Below are 18386 nucleotides of genomic sequence, written 5' to 3' on the forward strand. Positions count from 1 at the left end.
CGCGGGCCGCGCTGAGGGGCCGCACAAAGCCTGATTTTCCCGCAACCGGGCCGAAGCATTGTAACGGCCTGCGATGCCCGCCCCGCAGGCGGGGGCGGCGGCAAAGGCATGGCCGTGAACGGGTCCCGGCCTTGCGGAGCTTTCTACAATGGCGCCCATATGTTTGTCCATTTGCGCCTGCACACCGAATTCTCCGTCGTGGACGGAACCAACCGCATCAATGCCATCGTCAAGGCCGCCGCCGAGGACGGGCAGGTCGCACTGGCCGTCACAGACTTCAACAACCTGTTTGGTGGCGTCAAGTTCTACCGCGAAGGGCGGGCCAAGGGCGTCAAGCCCGTGCTGGGCGCGGAAATCCAGATCGAAGGCGAGAACGGTGCCGCCGTCTCGCGCATCATCGTGCTGGTGCAAAGCCCGCTGGGCTACCACAACCTGTCCGAACTGCTGGCCCGTGGCTGGACCCGCAACGTGGTCAAGGGCCAGGCCGTGCACACCTGGGCCTGGCTGCAGGAGCTGGGCGAGGGGCTGATCGTGCTGGCCGGGGCCCAGGCCGGCCCCGTGGGCCAGGCGCTGATGCGCGGCGACGAGGCCGGCGCAGCCGCCGTGGCCCAGCGGCTGGCGAGCATGTTCCCGCACCGCTTCTTCATCGAATTGCAGCGCGCAGGCCGGCCTGACGACGAAGCCCATGTGCTGGCCGCCGTGCAGCTGGCCGATCGCCTGAACCTGCCCGTGGTCGCCACGCACCCCATACAGTTCTTCGGTCCCGACGACTACGAAGCGCACGAGGCGCGCGTGTGCATCGCCGAGGGTGAGATCCTGGCCAACCCGAAGCGCGTGCGCCGCTTCACGCGAGACCAGCATTTCAAGACCGCCGCGCAGATGCAGGCGCTGTTCGCCGACATTCCCAGCGCCATTGCCAACACCGTGGAAATCGCGCGCCGCTGCAGCCTGACCCTGGTGCTGGGCAAGCCGCAGCTGCCCAATTTCCCCGTGCCTGACGGCATGACCATGGACGAGTTCTTCCGCAGCGAATCCTTCAACGGCCTGGAAGACCGCCTGACCCACCTGTATCCCGATCCCGCCAAGCGCGAGGCGCAGCGCCCGCGCTACGTGGAACGGCTGGAGTTCGAGATCGGCACCATCCTCAAGATGGGCTTTCCGGGCTACTTCCTCATCGTGGGCGACTTCATCAAGTGGGCCAAGCTCAACGGCTGCCCCGTGGGCCCGGGCCGCGGATCGGGCGCGGGCTCGCTGGTGGCCTACGTGCTCAAGATCACGGACCTGGACCCGCTGGAATACAACCTGCTGTTCGAGCGCTTCCTGAACCCCGAGCGCGTGTCCATGCCCGACTTCGACGTGGACTTCTGCCAGGCCAACCGCGACCGCGTCATCGACTATGTGAAGCAGCTCTATGGCCGCGACGCCGTCAGCCAGATCGCCACCTTCGGCACCATGGCCGCGCGCGCGGCCATCCGCGACGTGGGCCGCGTGCTGGACATGAGCTACACCTTCTGCGACGGCATCTCCAAGCTCATTCCCAACAAGCCGGGCCTGCACGTCACGCTCAAATACCCGCCCAATCCGAAGAAGGAGGGCGACAAGTACACCTACGCCATCGAGGCCGAGCCCATGCTGGCCGAGCGCATCGAAAAAGAAGAAGACGTCAAGACCCTGATCGAAATGGCCCAGAAGCTCGAAGGCATGACTCGCAACATCGGCATGCACGCGGGCGGCGTGGTGATCGCTCCGGGCAAGCTGGCCGACTTCTGCCCGCTGTACCAGCAGCCGGGCAGCGACTCGGCCGTGGCCATGTACGACAAGGACGATGTGGAGGCCGTGGGCCTGGTGAAGTTCGACTTTCTGGGCCTGGCCACGCTGACCATCCTGGAGATCGCGCGCGAGTTCATCATCAAGCGCCACAAGGGCCAGGAGAACTTCGCCTTCGAGAACATCCCACTGGACGACGCGCGGACCTACCAGCTGTTTTCCGAGGGCAAGACCGAAGCCGTGTTCCAGTTTGAATCGCGCGGCATGCAGGGCATGCTGCGCGACGCCAAGCCCAGCCGCCTGGAAGACCTGATTGCACTGAACGCGCTGTACCGCCCGGGCCCCATGGACCTGATCCCCAGCTTCGTCGCGCGCAAGCACGGCAAGGAAGTGGTGGAGTACCCGCACCCGCTGGTCGAGCAGGTGCTGGCCGAGACCTACGGCATCATGGTCTACCAGGAGCAGGTGATGCAGACCGCCCAGGTGCTGGGCGGCTACTCGCTGGGCGGCGCCGACCTCTTGCGCCGAGCCATGGGCAAGAAGAAGGTCGAGGAAATGGTCATGCACCGCGGGATCTTCCGCGAGGGCGCGGCCAAGCAGGGCATCAGCGAGGAAAAGGCCGACGAGGTCTTCGACCTGATGGAGAAGTTCGCGGGCTACGGCTTCAACAAGTCGCACGCCGCCGCCTACTCGCTGCTGGCCTACCACACGGCCTGGCTCAAGGTGCACTACACGGCCGAGTTCTACTGCGGGAACATGACCGTGGAAATGGACAACACCGACAAGCTCAAGGTGTTGTACGAAGACGCGCTCAAGATGGGCATCAGCTTCGAGCCGCCGGACGTCAACCGCGGCATGTACCGATTCGAGCCCGTCACCGACAAGGTCATCCGCTACGGCCTGGGCGCCATCAAGGGCACGGGCCAGCAGGCCATCGAGGCCATCGTTGCGGCGCGTGAAGGCCGCGGCGTGGGGCCGCGCGGCGCCGACAAGGGACCTTTCAAGAGCCTGGCCGACTTCTGCGTGCGCGTGGACCGCACGCGCCTGAACAAGCGCACGCTGGAAGCCCTGATCAAGGGCGGCGCCTTCGACGCCATCGAGCTCAACCGGGCGTCGCTGGTGGCCTCCATCGACCATGCCTTCGAGTTCGGCAACAAGACGCTGGCCAACGCCAACCAGGGCGGCTTGTTCGACATGATGGGCGATGACGCCGTGGGCTCCAGCACCCAGGAGCCGCCGCTGGTCGAGGCACTGCCCTGGGGCGTGAAGGAGCGGCTGACCCAGGAAAAGACGGCGGTGGGCTTCTACCTCTCGGGCCACCTGTTCGACGAGGTCGAGAAAGAGGTGCGCCGCTTCGTGCGCACGCCCCTGGCCGAGCTGCGCGACAGCCGCGAGCCCCAGACGCTGGCCGGCATCATCAGCGACTTCCGCGCCATCAATGGCCAGCGCGGGAGGCTGGGCCTGTTCAAGATCGATGACGGCTCGGGCGTGATCGAGGCCTCGGTGGACGAGAACACGCTCAACACCTACCGCGAACTGCTCAAGGACGATGAATTCGTCGTCATCACCGGGCGCCTGCAGCTGGACCATTTCAGCGGCGGCCTGCGCATGAAGGCCCAGCAGCTGTGGAATCTGGCAGACGCGCGCTGCCGCTTTGCGCGCTATCTGCAGGTCAGCGTGGGCGAGAAGATGCCTGACGTGCTTGGCCTGCTGCGCCAGTTCCCCGCCGTGGTGGAGCAGGGCGAGCACGGCGAGCTGCAGCGCGGCATGAAAGTGCGCCTGGGCCTGGTCTGCGAGGACGAGCGCGGCTCGGCCAGCTGCGAGCTGGCGCTGGGCGATGCCAGCCGCTTCTATCCCAGCGATGCGGCCCTGGCGGCTTGGTACGCCCAGGCCGGCAGTGCACAGGTCAAGGTGGTCTACGAATAACCCGCAAGGTGGCACAGCGCCCGATGGCGGCGAGCAGGCACTGCTTTGGTGCGTGCTTGCCGGCCCGGGCGGGCGCCGCGCTTGAATTCTTCAGGCATGCCTCGCATATCCCTTCCGGAAAACAGTGGCTCCGATGGCTAGAATGATTTTCATGGCAACCCAACCCCCTTCGATCCCTCCTGCCATCCCTACAGTGCGGCCCGTGTCCGACGATGACGGCGCCGTGGTGCTGGAGCGGCGACGCCAGCGCGTCCAGCCGCCGCAGATGTACCAGGTCGTGATGCTCAACGATGACTTCACGCCCATGGAATTCGTCATCATCGTCCTGCAGGAACTCTTCGGCAAGGACCGCGAAACGGCCACCCAGATCATGCTCAAGATCCATCTGGATGGCCGCGGCGTCTGCGGCGTGTACTCGCGCGACGTGGCGGCCACCAAGGTCGAACAGGTGCTGCAGGCGGCCCAGAAGGCAGGCCATCCGTTGCAGGCGATGTTCGAGCCTGTTGAATAAACCCGGGCCGCCCTGATTTATGGTTGCAGTCAATAATCCCCAGCAAGCGAAAAGGAGTCATCAATGATCGCCCAGGAACTGGAAGTCAGCTTGCACATGGCCTTTGTCGAAGCGCGCCAGCAGCGCCACGAGTTCATCACCGTGGAACACCTGCTGCTGGCCCTGCTGGACAACCCCAGTGCAGCGGAAGTGCTGCGCGCCTGCTCAGCCAACATCGATGACCTGCGCTCGGCCCTGTCCAACTTCATCAAGGACAACACGCCCCAGGTGGCAGGCTCCGATGAGGTGGACACACAGCCCACGCTGGGTTTCCAGCGTGTGATTCAGCGCGCCATCATGCATGTGCAATCCACCGGCAACGGCAAGAAGGAAGTCACGGGCGCCAACGTGCTCGTGGCCATCTTCGGTGAGAAGGATTCGCACGCCGTCTACTACCTGCACCAGCAGGGCGTGACGCGTCTGGACGTGGTCAATTTCATTGCCCACGGCATCAAGAAGGGCGAACCGCCCGAGCCTGCCAAGGCCGAAAACCCTGCCGAGTCCGAAGAGGGCGCCGGCGGCGAGCGCAACGAAAAGGCTTCGCCCCTGGAGCAGTTCACGCTGAACCTCAACCAGGCGGCCAAGGACGGCAAGATCGATCCGCTGATCGGGCGCGATTACGAGGTCGAGCGCACCATCCAGATCCTGTGCCGCCGCCGCAAGAACAACCCGCTGCTGGTCGGCGAGGCCGGCGTGGGCAAGACGGCGATCGCCGAAGGCCTGGCCTGGCGCATCACCGAGGGCAAGGTGCCCGAGGTGCTGACCGAAGCCGTGGTCTATTCGCTGGACATGGGCGCGCTGCTGGCGGGCACCAAGTACCGTGGTGATTTCGAGCAGCGCCTCAAGGGCGTGCTCAAGTCGCTCAAGGACCGGCCCAACGCCATCCTGTTCATCGACGAAATCCACACGCTGATCGGCGCGGGCGCCGCTTCGGGCGGCACGCTGGACGCGTCCAATCTGCTCAAGCCGGCGCTGTCCAGCGGCCAGCTCAAGTGCATCGGCGCGACCACCTTCACCGAGTACCGCGGCATCTTCGAAAAGGATGCAGCGCTGTCGCGGCGTTTCCAGAAGGTCGACGTGGTCGAGCCCACCGTGGCCGAGACCGTGGACATCCTCAAGGGCCTGAAGTCGCGCTTCGAGGAACACCACAGCGTGCAGTACGCCGCCGCCGCCCTGCAGGCTGCGGCCGAGCTGTCGGCCAAGTACATCAATGACCGCCACCTGCCCGACAAGGCCATCGACGTGATCGATGAGGCCGGTGCCGCGCAGCGCATCATTCCGGTGGAGCAGCGCAAGCAGACCATCGACAAGGCCGAGATCGAGGCCATCGTGGCCAAGATCGCGCGCATTCCGCCTGCCAACGTGTCCAACGACGACCGCAGCAAGCTGCAGACGCTGGAGCGCGACCTCAAGAGCGTGGTCTTCGGCCAGGACAAGGCGCTGGAAGCGCTGGCCTCCTCGGTCAAGATGGCGCGCTCGGGCCTGGGCAAGCCGGACAAGCCGATCGGCTCTTTCCTGTTCTCCGGCCCCACGGGCGTGGGCAAGACGGAAGCGGCCAAGCAGCTGGCCTACATCCTGGGCGTGGACCTGATCCGCTTCGACATGTCGGAGTACATGGAGCGCCATGCCGTCAGCCGCCTGATCGGCGCGCCTCCGGGCTATGTGGGCTTTGACCAGGGCGGTCTGCTGACCGAGGCCGTGACCAAGAAGCCGCATTCGGTGCTGCTGCTCGACGAAATCGAGAAGGCGCATCCGGACATCTTCAACGTGCTGCTGCAGGTCATGGACCACGGCACGCTGACGGACAACAACGGGCGCAAGGCCGACTTCCGCAACGTGATCCTCATCATGACCACGAACGCGGGCGCCGAGACCATCAACAAGGCCTCGATCGGCTTTACCAACCCGCGCCAGGCCGGCGACGAAATGGGCGACATCAAGCGCCTGTTCACGCCGGAGTTCCGCAACCGTCTGGACGCCATCGTCAGCTTCAAGCCGCTGGACGAGCAGGTCATCCTGCGCGTGGTCGACAAGTTCCTGCTGCAACTGGAGCAGCAACTGGCCGAAAAGCGCGTGGAGGTCACCTTCACCGATGCGCTGCGCAAGCACCTGGCCAAGAAGGGCTTCGATCCGCTCATGGGTGCTCGCCCCATGCAGCGCCTGATCCAGGACACCATCCGGCGTTCGCTGGCCGACGAGCTGCTGTTCGGGCAACTGGTCGACGGTGGCCGCCTGGAAGTGGACTGGGTGGCCGACGCCGACGATGCCGACAAGGGCGAAGTCAAGCTCGACATCACGCCCCAGCCCAAGCAGGACCCGGCGTCCGAGCCGGCCGAGCCCAAAGAGGCCACCGCCGACTGATGTGCATCGCCTGATGCCCATCGCGCAAGCCGACAGCCCCCCGGGCTGCCGGCTTTTTCTTTGATCCGCCCGAAGGAGTCTTTGTGGAGTGGCTTCGTCAGTACCTGACCCATGAGAATGCGCTGCTGCTGCTGTCGGTGACCTGGTCGGTCTATGTGGTGATCGTCGCGGTGTGGATCCTTCTGCAGCGCAGCGCACCCGTGGCCACGCTGAGCTGGCTTCTGTCCATGGCGGCGATTCCCGTGGGCGGGCTGGCCATTTACTACTTCTTCGGCCCGCAGCGGCTCAAGCGCCAGCGCATCAAGCGGCTGCGTGCGCGCAAGACATCGCGTGTGCGAACAGGCGTGCAGCGCCTGCGCGAGCGCATGCCGGGCAGCTCGGAGCGCCTGCACCAGGTCGCGCGGCTGGTGGCGGCCACCAGCGACTTTCCCGTCAGCACGGCCGCCGACCTGCGGCTGCTGGTGGGCGGCGCTGCCACCTTCGACGCCATCATCGAGGCGGTGAACGCGGCGCGCCACCACATCCACCTGGAGTACTACATCTTCGAGCCGGACCAGACCGGCACGGCCCTGCGCGACCTGCTGATACAGCGGGCCCGCGCAGGCATACAGGTGCGCCTGCTGGTGGATGCCCTGGGTTCCAAGAAGCTGGGACGGCGCTTTCTGCAGCCGTTGGAGGATGCGGGTGCCGAGGTCGCACTGTTCCATGGCACCAAGATCGGCCGGCGGCTGCGCCCGGTCATCAACTTCCGTACCCACCGCAAGATCCTGGTGTGCGACGGCAAGGTGGGCTTCACGGGCGGCGTCAACGTGACCGACGAAGAGAACGCGCGTGTCATGCCCGATGCCTACCACGACGTGCACCTGCGCCTGGAGGGCGCCATCGTCAACTGGCTGCAGACCGTGTTCCTCGAAGACTGGGCCTATGCGCTGGAAAAGGACCCCAAGAACGAGCCCGCCGACATCGACCTGCTGCTGCCGGATGCGCCCGAGGGCCCGCTTCCCGTGCAGATCATCACCTCGGGCCCCGACAACGGCCTGCAGGCCATCTACCGCGCCCATCTGGCGGCCATCAACGCGGCCGAGGAGCGTGTCTGGCTGACCACGCCGTATTTCGTGCCGACGGAGGCCGCGCTGGCAGCGCTCACCAATGCCTCGCTGCGCGGTGTCGATGTGCAGCTGCTGGTGCCGCGTCGTTCGGACTCGGCCCTGGTCACGGCGGCCGCGCGCTCCTACTACGACGAGCTGATCCGCTGCGGCGTGCGCGTCTACGAGTACAAGGCACGAATGCTGCACTCCAAGACCCTGGTGGTGGACGACAACATCGCCATCATCGGCACGGCCAACTTCGACTACCGCAGCTTCTTCCTGAACTACGAGGTCTGCGCCATCGCCTACGGGCCTGCGCTCAACGGCGATCTGGCCAAGCAGTTCGAGGCCGATCTGGAGCAGGCCCAGCGCGTGCACTTCAAGCGCGACCTGGGCTTTGCGCTGCGCCTGTTCGACTCGGGCGCGCGGCTGTGTTCGCCCCTGCTGTGAGGGCCGGTGGCCCGTTTTTCGCAGGCATACTCGCCCGATGGCCCATACCTTCTTCTGGCACGACTACGAGACCTTCGGCGCCCAGCCGCGCTATGACCGGCCCGCGCAATTCGCGGGCATCCGCACGGATGCGGAACTCAATGAAATCGGCGAACCCGTCATGTGGTACTGCCAGCCGGCAGGCGACTACCTGCCCGATCCGCAGTCCTGCCTGATCACCGGCATCACCCCCCAGCAATGCCTGGAGCAGGGCATGCCCGAGGCCCAGTTCGCCGCCCGCATCGAGGCAGAACTGGCCCAGGCAGGCACCGTGGGCGTGGGCTACAACACCATACGTTTTGACGACGAGATCACGCGCTTCATGTTCTGGCGCAACCTCATCGACCCCTATGCGCGCGAATGGCAAAACGGCTGCGGGCGCTGGGACCTGCTCGACGTGGTGCGCATGGTCTATGCGCTGCGCCCCGAAGGCATTGTCTGGCCGAAAAAGGAGGATGGATCCCCAAGCTTCAAGCTCGAGGACCTGGCCCGCGCCAACGGCCTTCTGCACGAAAAGGCGCACGACGCGCTGTCCGACGTGCGCGCCACCATCGGGCTGGCGCGGCTGATCCGCAAGGTCCAGCCCAGATTGTTCGACTTCGCCTTCTCGCTGCACAAGAAGGACCGCGTGCTGCAGGAAATGGGCCTGCCGGCCGAGCCGGCGCATGCACGGCCCTTCCTGCACGTCAGCGGCATGATCCGGCCCGAGCGCGGCTGCATCGCCGTCATGTGGCCGCTGGCCACGCACCCCACCAACAAGAACGAGATCATCTGCTGGGATCTGGCGCAGGACCCGTCCGAGCTGGCCTCCATCGACGTGGACACGCTGCGCCTGCGCCTGTTCTCGCGCGCTGCCGACCTGCCCGAAGGCATGCAGCGCCTGCCCATCAAGAGCATCCACGTCAACAAGTCGCCCATGGTGGTCGGCAGCCTCAAGACGCTGAGCGCGGCCATGGCCGCGCAATGGGGCATCGATGTGGAGCAGTGCATGGGCCATGCGGCCATTGCACGTGACCTGCCCGACATGAGCGCGCTGTGGCGTGCCGTTCACCAGCGCCCTGCGCAGGAGGGGCTGGATGCCGACCAGGACCTGTATGGCGGCTTTGTGGGCAACGAGGACCGGCGCCGTCTCAACCACCTGCGCAGCCTGTCTGCGCAGGAGCTGGCGCTGGACCGCACGGGCTTCGACGATGCCCGCCTGACCGAACTGCTGTTCCGCTACCGCGCCCGCAACTTCCCCGCCAGCCTGAACCCTGCCGAGCGCCAGCGCTGGCTGCAGCACTGCGCTGCCTGCCTGATCGAAGGCAAGGGCGGCGCACGCACGGCCGAGCAGATGTTTGCCATGGTCGATCAGCTATCGGAAACCGCCGACGAGCGCGGAGAGGAAATCCTGGGGGCGCTGTATGACTATGCCGAGGCGATCATGCCGGAACTTTAGTCCCCCTGAGCCGCCGCGCGGCCTCTCCCGAGAGGTGCGACACCCTCGCGGCGGGGCGAGGCGGGGCGGGTGGTGTAGGCCCTTGCTCGGTGTTCCTCGCCCTGGGCCGCGTCGGCTTTAGGCGCAGCGCCCATTTGTGCCTTCAGCCAAAGAACTTGTAGCAGACCACGATGGCCGCCATCACGCCGGCCAGTTCGGCGATGAGGGCGCAGGGCACGGCGTGGCGGGCGCGCTGTATGCCCACGGCGCCGAAGTAGACGGCCAGGACGTAGAAGGTGGTTTCGGTGCTGCCCTGGATGGTGGCGGCCACCAGGGCGGCGAAGCTGTCCACGCCCTGGGTCTGCATGGTCTCGATCAGCATGGCGCGCGCCGCGCTGCCCGAGAAGGGTTTGACCAGGGCCGTGGGCAGGGCGTCCACGAAGCGGGCGTCCATGCCCAGGGCATCGACCACCCAGCGTATGCCCGACAGCGCGTACTCCAGCGCACCCGATGCGCGGAACACGCCCACGGCGCAGAGCATGGCCACCAGGTAGGGCAGCAGGCCCTTGGCCACGTCAAAGCCTTCCTTGGCGCCTTCGATGAAGCTGTCGTAGACCGCGACCTTGCGCCAGGCGCCCAGGGTGACGAACAGCACGATCAGGGCAAACAGCGTCAGGTTGCCCAGCAGCGATGACAGCTGCGCCAGCGCGGCCGCCGACAGCGTGGCCAGAAAGGCCATGAAGCCCGCCAGCGCCAGGCCCAGCGGCAGCAGGTAGCCCAGCACCACGGGGCTCCACAGCGGCAGCCTCTGCACGGCGGCCACGGCCAGCAGGCCGACCAGTGTCGAGGCCGAGGTGGCCAGCAAGATCGGCAGAAAGACCAGGGTGGGATCGGGCGCACCCTGCTGCATGCGGTACATGAAGATGGTCACGGGCAGCAAGGTCAGCGACGACGCATTGAGCACCAGGAACAGGATCTGCGCATTGGTGGCGGTGTCGGGCCGGGGATTGAGCTCCTGCAGCGAGCGCATGGCCTTCAGGCCCATGGGCGTGGCCGCGTTGTCCAGTCCCAGCCCGTTGGCCGCGAAGTTCAGCGTGATCAGGCCCAGGGCCGGATGGCCGCGCGGCACCTCGGGCATGAGCCTGGCGAACAACGGGCCCAGCACGCGCGCCAGCCACTCCACCACGCCGGCCTTCTCTGCGATGCGCAGAAAGCCCAGCCACAGCGTCAGCGTGCCGAACAGCAGCACCATGACCTCGACCGACAGCCTGGCCATGGCAAACAGCGCCTGCACCATGGCCGAGAAAATCCCGACCTGACCGCCGACCAGCCATTGCGCCAGCGCAGCCACGGCCGCCACCAGAAAAAAGCCCAGCCACAAGGCATTCAGCATGGATTCCCGTCCCTCACGAGGCAATTGCAAGCCGCCATTGTGGGGCCAGCCGCAGGGCTTACGGGCCAGGGCGGCAGGGCATTGACAGGGCTCCGTTATCCTCGCGGCCCCGTGGTCCGAGGACCGCACCATTGCTGCAAAGGATTCCATGCCCCAGGTGATAGGACAGGTGAGCGTCGCCGTGCGCGACTATGACGAGGCGCTGCGCTTTTATGTGGGCGCGCTGGGCTTCGTGCTGATCGAGGACACCGCCCTGTCCGAGGGCAAGCGCTGGGTCACCGTAGCCTCCGGTGGCGGCGGTGTGCGCCTGCTGCTGGCCCGCGCCACGAATGAGGAACAGGCCGCGCGCGTGGGCAACCAGACGGGCGGGCGCGTGTTCCTGTTCCTGCAGACCGACGACTGCCTGCGCGACTTCGAGGCCTACCGCTCGCGCGGCGTGCGCTTTGTGCAGGACCCCCAGCGCAAGCCCCACGGCACCGTGGCCGTGTTCGAAGACCTCTACGGCAATCTGTGGGATCTCATCGAGCCGCATCCGGCGCGTTGAGGGCCGAAGGCGCGCTGCTTCAGCGGCTGGCCACGATGAACAGCCTTGGGAAGGGCAGCAGCACCGTGCCATCGTCCAGCGCGGGGTAGGCCTGGGAGATGGCCTGCAGATACGCTGCGTAGAAGCCGGCCTTTTGCTCCTCGTCCAGCGGCGCGACGAAGGGACGCAGCGCCGAACCCTTGAACCACTCAACCACCGCGGCATGGCTGCCCGCCAGCGGGTGGAAGTAGGTGGTGCGCCAGACATCCACGTTGCTGCAGTGCGGGCGAAGCAGGGCGTAGTAGAAGTCCGCGCTGTGCCGTGCGGGGTGGCGCACATCTCCAATCGTGGCGGCCCAGGGGCCGCTGGCGGCCACCTCCCGCGCCAGCCGGTGGGCCGGTTCTTCCAGGTTATCCGGCGTCTGCACGGCCAGGCTGCCACCGGGTGCCAGGTGGCTGACAAGGCGCGGGTAAAGCTGCTGGTGGTCGGGCAGCCACTGCAGCGAGGCATTGGCCAGGATCACGTCCTGCGGCTGGTCGGGCTGCCAGGTGGCGATGTCGGCCAGTGAGAAGGCCGTGCCCGGCAGCCGCTTGCGTGCGGCATCCAGCATGTCCTCGGAATTGTCCAGTCCCGTCACGGTGGCCCCGGGGAAGCGCTGGGCCAGGACCTCGGTGGAGTTGCCGGGGCCGCAGCCCAGGTCCACAGCCAGCCGCACGGCGCGGCCAGGCAGGTCGGGAATGGCGGCCACCAGGTCGCGCACGGGGCGCGTGCGTTCCTGCTCGAACGTTGTGTACTGCTTTGCGGACCAGGTCATCGTGTTGCCTTTCAGGTAGGTGTGTTTGTGGGGCGCGAGCGTAAATCCGTCCATCCATGATTGCAAATGCCACAATTGAAGTCTTCCCATACCTTGAAAGTATTGACGTGCCCGAGCTTCGCCAACTGCGCGCCTTTGTCGCCATCACCGAGGAAGGCCACATCACGCGTGCGGCCGAGCGCCTGGGCATGCAGCAGCCGCCGCTGACGCGATTGCTGCAGGGCCTGGAGCACGAATTGGGCGTGGAGCTGGTGCAGCGCCTGCCGCGCGGCGTGCGGCCGACGGCGGCGGGGCTGGCGCTGCTGGAAGAGTCCAAGGCGCTGCTGGAGCGCTGTGACGTGCTGGCCGAGGTGGTGCGCCGCGCAGCCCGGGGCGAGACGGGCCGGCTGGCCGTGGGCTTCACCAGCTCTGCCGCGCTGCATCCCTTTGTCCCCGGCGTGCTGCGCATGTTCCGCCAGCAGGTGCCCGGCGTGGCCGTGGCGCTGGAGGAGGCGGGCACGGGTGAACTCATGGATGCATTGCTGCACGAGCGGCTGGACGCGGCCTTTGTGCGCTCGCCCCTGCATGGCAGCCAGGGGCTGCAGGCCGTGCCGATTCTGGAGGAGCCCATGCTGCTGGCTCTGCCTGCAGGGCATGCGCTGGCACGCCCATTGCGTCGGCCCGTGCCTTTGCCGCAGCTCGCCTCGGAGGACTTCGTGCTGTACCGGCGCAGGGTAGGGCAGGGCCTGTACGACGCCATTCTCAAGGCCTGCCTGGAGGCGGGCTTCAGCCCGCGCGTGGTGCAGGAGGCGCCGCGCATGACTGCCACGCTGAGCCTGGTCTCGGCAGGGCTGGGGCTGTCCATCGTGCCGGCCTCCATGCAGCGCCTGCGCAGCGACGGCATTGTCTACCGTGCGCTGTCCCAGTGCCCCGGGTTGGCCGCTCCCCTGCATCTGGCCACGCGCGTGGGCGATGCGTCGGCCGTGCTGCGCAGGTTCCAGGACCTGGTTGCCACGGCGGCCGTGGCGGAGTCCTGACGGCGCGGGCTACGGTGTCCTGTTTGCTGCGCGTGCGGCAGCGCGCGGGCCGCCGCGCTGCTTGACCACGGTGCGTGCGCAGTCCACCAGCCTGTGGATCAGCGGCAGCCGTGCCGACGAGCGCAGCCACATCACGCCAAAGCGCCGCGACTGCGATTCCTCGGGCAGGGCCAGGCGCACCACGCCCTGGCCATCGGGCAGGTTCAGTGCCGTGTCGGGCACCAGCGAAACGCCCAGGCCGCGCTCCACCATCATGGCAATGGCCACCAGCGAGCTCAGCTCAAAGCGCTCCTGCGGCGCAATCTGCGCGGCGCGCAGGTAGCGCTCCACCATTTGCCCACCGCCCAGGCTGCGGTCATAGCGGATCAGCGGCTGGGTGCGCAGCAGCGTGTGCGGGTCCAGGTGCGCCAGCTGGTGCGGCACCAGAAGCACCAGCGGCTCCTCGCGCAGCAGTGTCCAGTCGAAGGTCTTGGCCAGGGCGAACGAGGGGTGCAGGCAGACGGCGGCATCCAGCTCGCCCTGCTGCACCGCCTGGTACAGCTCGCGCGTGGTGGCCGAGCGCAGGAACACCTTGGTCTGCGGGCACTTCTTCACAAAGCCCGCCAGGATGTCGGGCAGCAGGCTGTGCAGGGCCGTGTTGATGGTGCCTATCACCAGCTCGCCGTCGGCGCCCTCATGGTTGACATGGGTCTTGGCGTTGGCCAGCTCGCGCAGCAGCAGCGGGGCCGATTGCGACAGTCGGTGGCCGGCTGGCGTGGGCAGCACGGTGCGGCCTGCGCGGGCCAGAAGGGGGGCGTCGAACTCGCGCTCCAGGATGCGGATCTGCTGGGCCACGGCGGCGGCCGTGATGTTCAGGCGCCGCGCGGCCTCGGCCATGGAGCCGGTCTCGACCACGAGCAGGAAGCTGTGCAGGTAGCTGGTTTCCATAAACAAAGAATTTGTGTGGTTTGAACAAATATTACCTGTGTTTCTCTTGGCTTTCTGCCGCCCACAATGCGGTGCATGAGAAGCAAACTGTTTGTTCCCGCATCGCGTCCCGAGCTGTTCGCCAAGGCCCTGGCCGGCGACGCCGACGCACTGTCCTTCGACCTGGAGGACGCGGTGGCCGAGGCCCGCAAGGACGAGGCGCGCGGCCTGCTGCGCAGCTTCCTGCTCAGCCCTGAAAGCCGGGGCCATGGCAAGACGCTGATCGTGCGCGTCAACGCCATGGATACGCCGCATTTCGGCGCCGACATCGCCGAGATGGTGCGCGACGGCGTGCACCTCATCAACCTGCCCAAGCCCGAGACCGTGCAGCAGGTGCGCGAGGCCGCACAGCGCATTGCCGAGGCGGCAGATGCCAACGGCGTGGTCCAGGCGCCTGGCCTGCTGCTCAACATCGAAACACCCCGCGCCCTGCGCTGCGCTGCCGAACTGGCCAGCGCCCATGCCAGCGTGGCCGGCCTGCAGATGGGGCTGGGCGATCTGTTCGAGCCCTTTGGCGTGAACCGGCGCGAGCCCGCCGCCATTGCCCAGGCGCTGTTTGCCGTGCGCATGGCCGCCGCCGAGGCCGGCGTCTACGCCTACGACGGCGCCTTTGCCGACATCCGCGACAGCGAGGGCTTCAGCGCCGAGGCCCGCCTGTCGCGCGGCCTGGGCTTTCTGGGCAAGACCTGCATACACCCCAGCCAGATCGCCCTGGCCAATGCGGTCTACCAGCCCACCGAGCAGGAAATCGGGCACGCCCTGAAGGTGGTGGAGGCGGCCCGCCAGGCAGATGCCAACGCCCTGGGCGCCTATGTGGTGGACGGGAAGATGGTGGACAAGCCCTTCGTGCTGCGTGCCCAGGCCATCGTGGCTGCGGCGCATGCACAGGGGCTGCTGGTGGCCTGAACGGGCGGCCGGCAATCCGGTGCCCCGGCATCCCGCATGCCGGGCATCCCCATGACAAGAAACAGTACAGGAGACAAAGACATGAGCATTTCCCATTGCCGCGCGCGGCGCAGGCTGGTGGCGCTGGCCGCCACCACAACGGTGGCCACGCTGGCCGGGCTGGCTTCGCCGGGATTGATGGCGCAGGGCGCCTTCCCGTCCAAGGCCATCACCATGGTGGTTCCCTATCCGCCGGGTGGCTCCAACGACGTGTTCGCACGCCAGGTGGCCAAGGAAATGGGCGATCTGCTCAAGCAGGCCGTGATCGTGGACAACCGGCCCGGCGCCAGCGGCAACACCGGCACGGCCTCGGTGGCCAAGGCGGCGGCGGACGGCTACACGCTGGTGGCGGTCTCGTCCAGCATGACCACGAATGCCGCGGTACAGGCCAAGATGCCCTTCGACCCCGTCAAGGACCTGGCGCCCGTGGCCATGTTTGCCAAGGGCCCGCTGGTGGTGGCCGTGAACAACGAATTCCCGGCCAGGACGCCGCAGGATCTGGTGCGCGCCATCAAGGCCAGCCCGGGCCAGTTCAACTACGCCACCTCGGGCACCGGCAGCATCAACCACTTCGCGACCGAGATGATGCGCTCCATGGTGCCGGGCATGGACATCATGCATGTGCCCTACAAGGGACAGGGCCCGGCCGTGACCGACGTGATCGGCAACCAGGTGCAGATGCTGGTCTCCAGCGGCCCGTCCATCCTGCCCATGGTGCGCAACGGCAAGCTGCGCGCCATCGGCATCACCAGCCTCAAGCCCAGCCCCATTGCGCCGGACCTGACGCCCATGGCAACGGCCATCCCGGGCTACGAATTCGATCTGTGGTGGGGGCTGCTGGCGCCTGCGGGCACGCCCGCCGACATCGTGGACCGCCTCAACCAGGCCGTGAACCAGGTGCTGGCCAAGCCGACCATCCAGGCCAGCTTCCTGCGCGAAGGCGCCATTGCCAACCCCGTGACGCCGCAGCAGTTCGCACAGGTGATCCGCAGCGACGTGGCGCGCTGGAAGCAGCTCGCCAAGGACCGCAATATCCAGGCCGATTGAACCCGGCCGCTGGCGGGAGGCGCCCCAGGCCTTCCCGCTTCCCTATCAGGAGAAACGAATGAGTTTTGTGCCCGGTGAACGCCAGGGACCGAAAGGCCCGCTCAGCGGTGTGCGCGTGCTGGATCTGAGCGCCTATATCGCGGGGCCGTATGGCTGCTCGCTGCTGGCGGACCAGGGCGCCGAGGTGATCAAGGTCGAGCCGCCCGTGGGCGACAACCTGCGCAAGTACCCCTCCACGCTGGAAGCGGAAAGCCGCGCCTTCCTGGGCGTGAACCGCAGCAAGTGGGGCATGGTGCTGGACCTGAAGGATGAGGCCGACCACGCCGTGCTGCTGCGCCTGGTGCGCGAGGCCGATGTGCTGGTCCACAACTTCCGGCCCGGCGTGCCCGAGCGGCTGGGCATCGGTTTTGCGCAACTGGCCGCCATCAACCCACGCCTCATCTATTGCAGCGTCACCGGCTATGGCAGCCGCGGGCCGCTCAAGGCCAAGGCGGGCTACGACCAGGTGCTGCAGACCATGACCGGCATGTGCGCCATGCAGGGCAAGGCAGGCGGGCCGCCCGAGATTCTCTACGGCTCCGTGGTGGACTACTACGCCTCGGCCCTGGTGGCGGGCGGTGTGTCGTCGGCGCTGTACGAGCGCGAGAAAAGCGGGCTGGGCCAGCATGTGGGCGTGTCCCTGCTGCGCGCGGCGCTGACCATGCAGTCCGCACGCATGGTCTGGGCCGAGGGCGAGCCGCGCGAGGTAGGGCGCGACATGCGCTCCGGCGGCATCACGGGCATCCACCCGACGCGCGAAGGTTATCTCTACATTTCGGCCAACACCGCGCATTTCTGGGCCGCGCTGTGCCGCAAGCTGGATCTGCCCGAGGTGGCCAGCGACGAGCGCTACGACTCCGTGCGCAAGCGTGCCCAGCACCGCGACGTGCTGGTGCCCCTGCTGCGCCAGGCGCTTGCGGGGCGCAGCGCGCTGGAGTGGGAGGCCTTGTTCGGCGAGGAAGTGCCCTGCGCGGCGGCCCGCACGGTGGAAGACATGTTCGACGACCCGCAGGTGCAGGCCGAGGGCATGGTCACCCGTTTCGAGCACCCGACCCTGGGCAGCTACCGGGGCTTTGCCGGCGCCGTCGAATTCGACCGCACGCCTGGCCCGCCGGCCTTTGCCGCCCCCACGCTGGGTCAGCATACCGAGGCACTGAAGGCCGCCGCGCAAGAGAGCCGCTGATGCACGCACTGCCCGCTGGCGCCTGCGACGCCCATCTGCATGTCTTCGATCCGCGCTTTGGTACGCGTTTTGGTGCTCATGCCACGGCTGCCGACTATGCGCAGCTGCGCGGCGCCATGGGGCTGGAGCGCGCCGTCATCGTCCAGCCGCGTGCGCATGGCACGGACAACCGGGTCACGCTGCACGCCATCCAGTCGCTGGGCGCAGCAAGCACGCGCGGCATTGCCGTGGTGCACCCCGATATCACCGACGCACAGTTGCAGGCGCTGCATGACGGCGGCATTCGCGGTATCCGCTTTTCGCTGCACACCGAGCACGATGCAGCCGTGCGGCTGGACATGCTGGAGCCGTTGGCCGAGCGTATTGCCGCGCTGGGCTGGCATGTGCAGCTGCACTGGCTGGCCAGCCAGATCGAGGCCCATGCGGCGCTGCTGCAGCGGCTGCCATGCACCCTGGTGTTCGACCACATGGCGCGGCTCGCTGACAGCGCTGACAGCGCTGGCGTGCACGAGCAGGCCTTCGGCGTGGTCCGCGAGCTGGTGCAGCAGGGCAGGGCCTGGGTCAAGCTCTCGGGCCCGTATCTGAACAGCCGGGCGGGCCTGGCCGCAGGCTATGCCGATTGCGACGCGCTGGCGCAGGCCTGGGTGTCCGAGGCCCCGCAGCGCCTGGTCTGGGGCAGCGACTGGCCCCATGTCACCGAAGCTGCCCATCCGCCGCAGACCCCCATGCTGCTGGCGCTGCTGTCACGCTGGATTCCCGATGCGGCGCTGCGCGCCCGCGTGCTGGTGGACAACGCCGCCGAGCTTTACGGATTCGATTGAGGGCGCGGGGCACGCAACCCTCGCAGCCCAGGTTTTCACCA

General features: G+C 67.2%; 14 protein-coding genes. 11 read left to right on the forward strand and 3 right to left on the reverse strand.

Going from position 1 to position 18386, the window contains the following annotated elements; translation table 11 throughout:
• Positions 1-159: 159 nt before the first annotated feature.
• The 5 genes from dnaE to sbcB all read left to right on the forward strand — a co-directional run bounded on the left by dnaE (position 160) and on the right by sbcB (position 9619).
• A complete protein-coding gene (gene dnaE, locus DACI_RS17655) occupies positions 160-3693 on the forward strand; it encodes a DNA polymerase III subunit alpha (protein ID WP_043781863.1) in 3534 nt (1177 codons plus the stop codon).
• 133 nt (positions 3694-3826) lie between these two features.
• Complete coding sequence (gene clpS / locus DACI_RS17660) at positions 3827-4204, forward strand: ATP-dependent Clp protease adapter ClpS (RefSeq protein WP_012205338.1); 378 nt, start codon at positions 3827-3829, stop codon at positions 4202-4204.
• A gap of 63 nt (positions 4205-4267) precedes the next feature.
• Complete coding sequence (gene clpA / locus DACI_RS17665; RefSeq protein WP_012205339.1) at positions 4268-6604, forward strand: ATP-dependent Clp protease ATP-binding subunit ClpA; 2337 nt, start codon at positions 4268-4270, stop codon at positions 6602-6604.
• Positions 6605-6687: 83 nt separating this feature from the next.
• Positions 6688-8142 carry a cardiolipin synthase gene (cls, locus tag DACI_RS17670; RefSeq protein ID WP_012205340.1) on the forward strand — a complete coding sequence of 485 codons (1455 nt, stop codon included), beginning with the start codon at positions 6688-6690 and terminating at the stop codon, positions 8140-8142.
• A gap of 37 nt (positions 8143-8179) precedes the next feature.
• Positions 8180-9619: an exodeoxyribonuclease I gene (gene sbcB / locus DACI_RS17675; RefSeq protein WP_012205341.1), complete on the forward strand. Its 1440-nt coding sequence runs from the start codon at positions 8180-8182 to the stop codon at positions 9617-9619.
• Between the two features lie 142 nt (positions 9620-9761).
• On the opposite strand, the gene DACI_RS17680 is transcribed toward sbcB, so the two are convergent.
• The gene (locus DACI_RS17680) at positions 9762-10991 is read right to left on the reverse strand and encodes a nucleoside recognition domain-containing protein (protein WP_012205342.1); all 1230 of its coding nucleotides are present in this window, start codon (positions 10989-10991) and stop codon (positions 9762-9764) included.
• 148 nt (positions 10992-11139) lie between these two features.
• Between DACI_RS17680 and DACI_RS17685 the strand changes: the two genes are divergently transcribed.
• On the forward strand, positions 11140-11535 hold the full coding sequence (locus tag DACI_RS17685; protein WP_012205343.1) for a VOC family protein: 396 nt from the start codon (positions 11140-11142) through the stop codon (positions 11533-11535).
• A 19-nt stretch (positions 11536-11554) separates the two neighbouring features.
• Here the strand turns inward: DACI_RS17685 and tam are convergent, their stop codons facing one another.
• Positions 11555-12328 (reverse strand): trans-aconitate 2-methyltransferase, encoded by a 774-nt coding sequence (gene tam, locus DACI_RS17690; protein WP_012205344.1) that lies wholly within the window; start codon positions 12326-12328, stop codon positions 11555-11557.
• Between the two features lie 107 nt (positions 12329-12435).
• Here tam and DACI_RS17695 point away from each other — a divergent pair, with 107 nt between their 5' ends.
• Positions 12436-13344, forward strand: a complete 909-nt coding sequence (locus tag DACI_RS17695) for a LysR family transcriptional regulator (protein ID WP_192812286.1) — start codon at positions 12436-12438, stop codon at positions 13342-13344.
• A 9-nt stretch (positions 13345-13353) separates the two neighbouring features.
• On the opposite strand, the gene DACI_RS17700 is transcribed toward DACI_RS17695, so the two are convergent.
• Positions 13354-14271: a LysR family transcriptional regulator gene (locus tag DACI_RS17700; RefSeq protein WP_012205346.1), complete on the reverse strand. Its 918-nt coding sequence runs from the start codon at positions 14269-14271 to the stop codon at positions 13354-13356.
• Positions 14272-14346: 75 nt separating this feature from the next.
• On the opposite strand from DACI_RS17700, the gene DACI_RS17705 reads away from it, so the two are divergent.
• The 4 genes from DACI_RS17705 (at position 14347) to DACI_RS17720 (ending at position 18345) form a co-directional block, all read left to right on the forward strand.
• Entirely contained in the window at positions 14347-15216 is an 870-nt protein-coding gene (locus tag DACI_RS17705) for an HpcH/HpaI aldolase/citrate lyase family protein (RefSeq protein WP_043781868.1), read from the forward strand.
• 81 nt (positions 15217-15297) lie between these two features.
• Complete coding sequence (locus DACI_RS17710) at positions 15298-16302, forward strand: tripartite tricarboxylate transporter substrate binding protein (RefSeq protein ID WP_012205348.1); 1005 nt, start codon at positions 15298-15300, stop codon at positions 16300-16302.
• Positions 16303-16360: 58 nt separating this feature from the next.
• Positions 16361-17524 carry a CoA transferase gene (locus tag DACI_RS17715; protein ID WP_012205349.1) on the forward strand — a complete coding sequence of 388 codons (1164 nt, stop codon included), beginning with the start codon at positions 16361-16363 and terminating at the stop codon, positions 17522-17524.
• The gene (locus DACI_RS17720) at positions 17524-18345 is read left to right on the forward strand and encodes an amidohydrolase family protein (RefSeq protein ID WP_012205350.1); all 822 of its coding nucleotides are present in this window, start codon (positions 17524-17526) and stop codon (positions 18343-18345) included. The genes DACI_RS17715 and DACI_RS17720 overlap by 1 nt, the downstream gene beginning before the upstream one ends.
• Positions 18346-18386: the final 41 nt, after the last annotated feature.

Origin of the sequence: Delftia acidovorans SPH-1, from assembly GCF_000018665.1 — a bacterium.
Classification (GTDB): domain Bacteria; phylum Pseudomonadota; class Gammaproteobacteria; order Burkholderiales; family Burkholderiaceae_C; genus Comamonas; species Comamonas acidovorans.

Coding starts and splice junctions, on each gene's coding strand:
- DACI_RS17720 (WP_012205350.1), top strand. CDS start 17,524: ATGCACGCACTGCCCGCTGGCGCCTGCGACGCCCATCTGCATGTCTTC.
- DACI_RS17710 (WP_012205348.1), top strand. CDS start 15,298: ATGAGCATTTCCCATTGCCGCGCGCGGCGCAGGCTGGTGGCGCTGGCC.
- DACI_RS17700 (WP_012205346.1), bottom strand. CDS start 14,271: ATGGAAACCAGCTACCTGCACAGCTTCCTGCTCGTGGTCGAGACCGGC.
- DACI_RS17705 (WP_043781868.1), top strand. CDS start 14,347: ATGAGAAGCAAACTGTTTGTTCCCGCATCGCGTCCCGAGCTGTTCGCC.
- DACI_RS17680 (WP_012205342.1), bottom strand. CDS start 10,991: ATGCTGAATGCCTTGTGGCTGGGCTTTTTTCTGGTGGCGGCCGTGGCT.
- dnaE (WP_043781863.1), top strand. CDS start 160: ATGTTTGTCCATTTGCGCCTGCACACCGAATTCTCCGTCGTGGACGGA.
- DACI_RS17685 (WP_012205343.1), top strand. CDS start 11,140: ATGCCCCAGGTGATAGGACAGGTGAGCGTCGCCGTGCGCGACTATGAC.
- clpS (WP_012205338.1), top strand. CDS start 3,827: ATGGCTAGAATGATTTTCATGGCAACCCAACCCCCTTCGATCCCTCCT.
- sbcB (WP_012205341.1), top strand. CDS start 8,180: ATGGCCCATACCTTCTTCTGGCACGACTACGAGACCTTCGGCGCCCAG.
- clpA (WP_012205339.1), top strand. CDS start 4,268: ATGATCGCCCAGGAACTGGAAGTCAGCTTGCACATGGCCTTTGTCGAA.
- DACI_RS17715 (WP_012205349.1), top strand. CDS start 16,361: ATGAGTTTTGTGCCCGGTGAACGCCAGGGACCGAAAGGCCCGCTCAGC.
- tam (WP_012205344.1), bottom strand. CDS start 12,328: ATGACCTGGTCCGCAAAGCAGTACACAACGTTCGAGCAGGAACGCACG.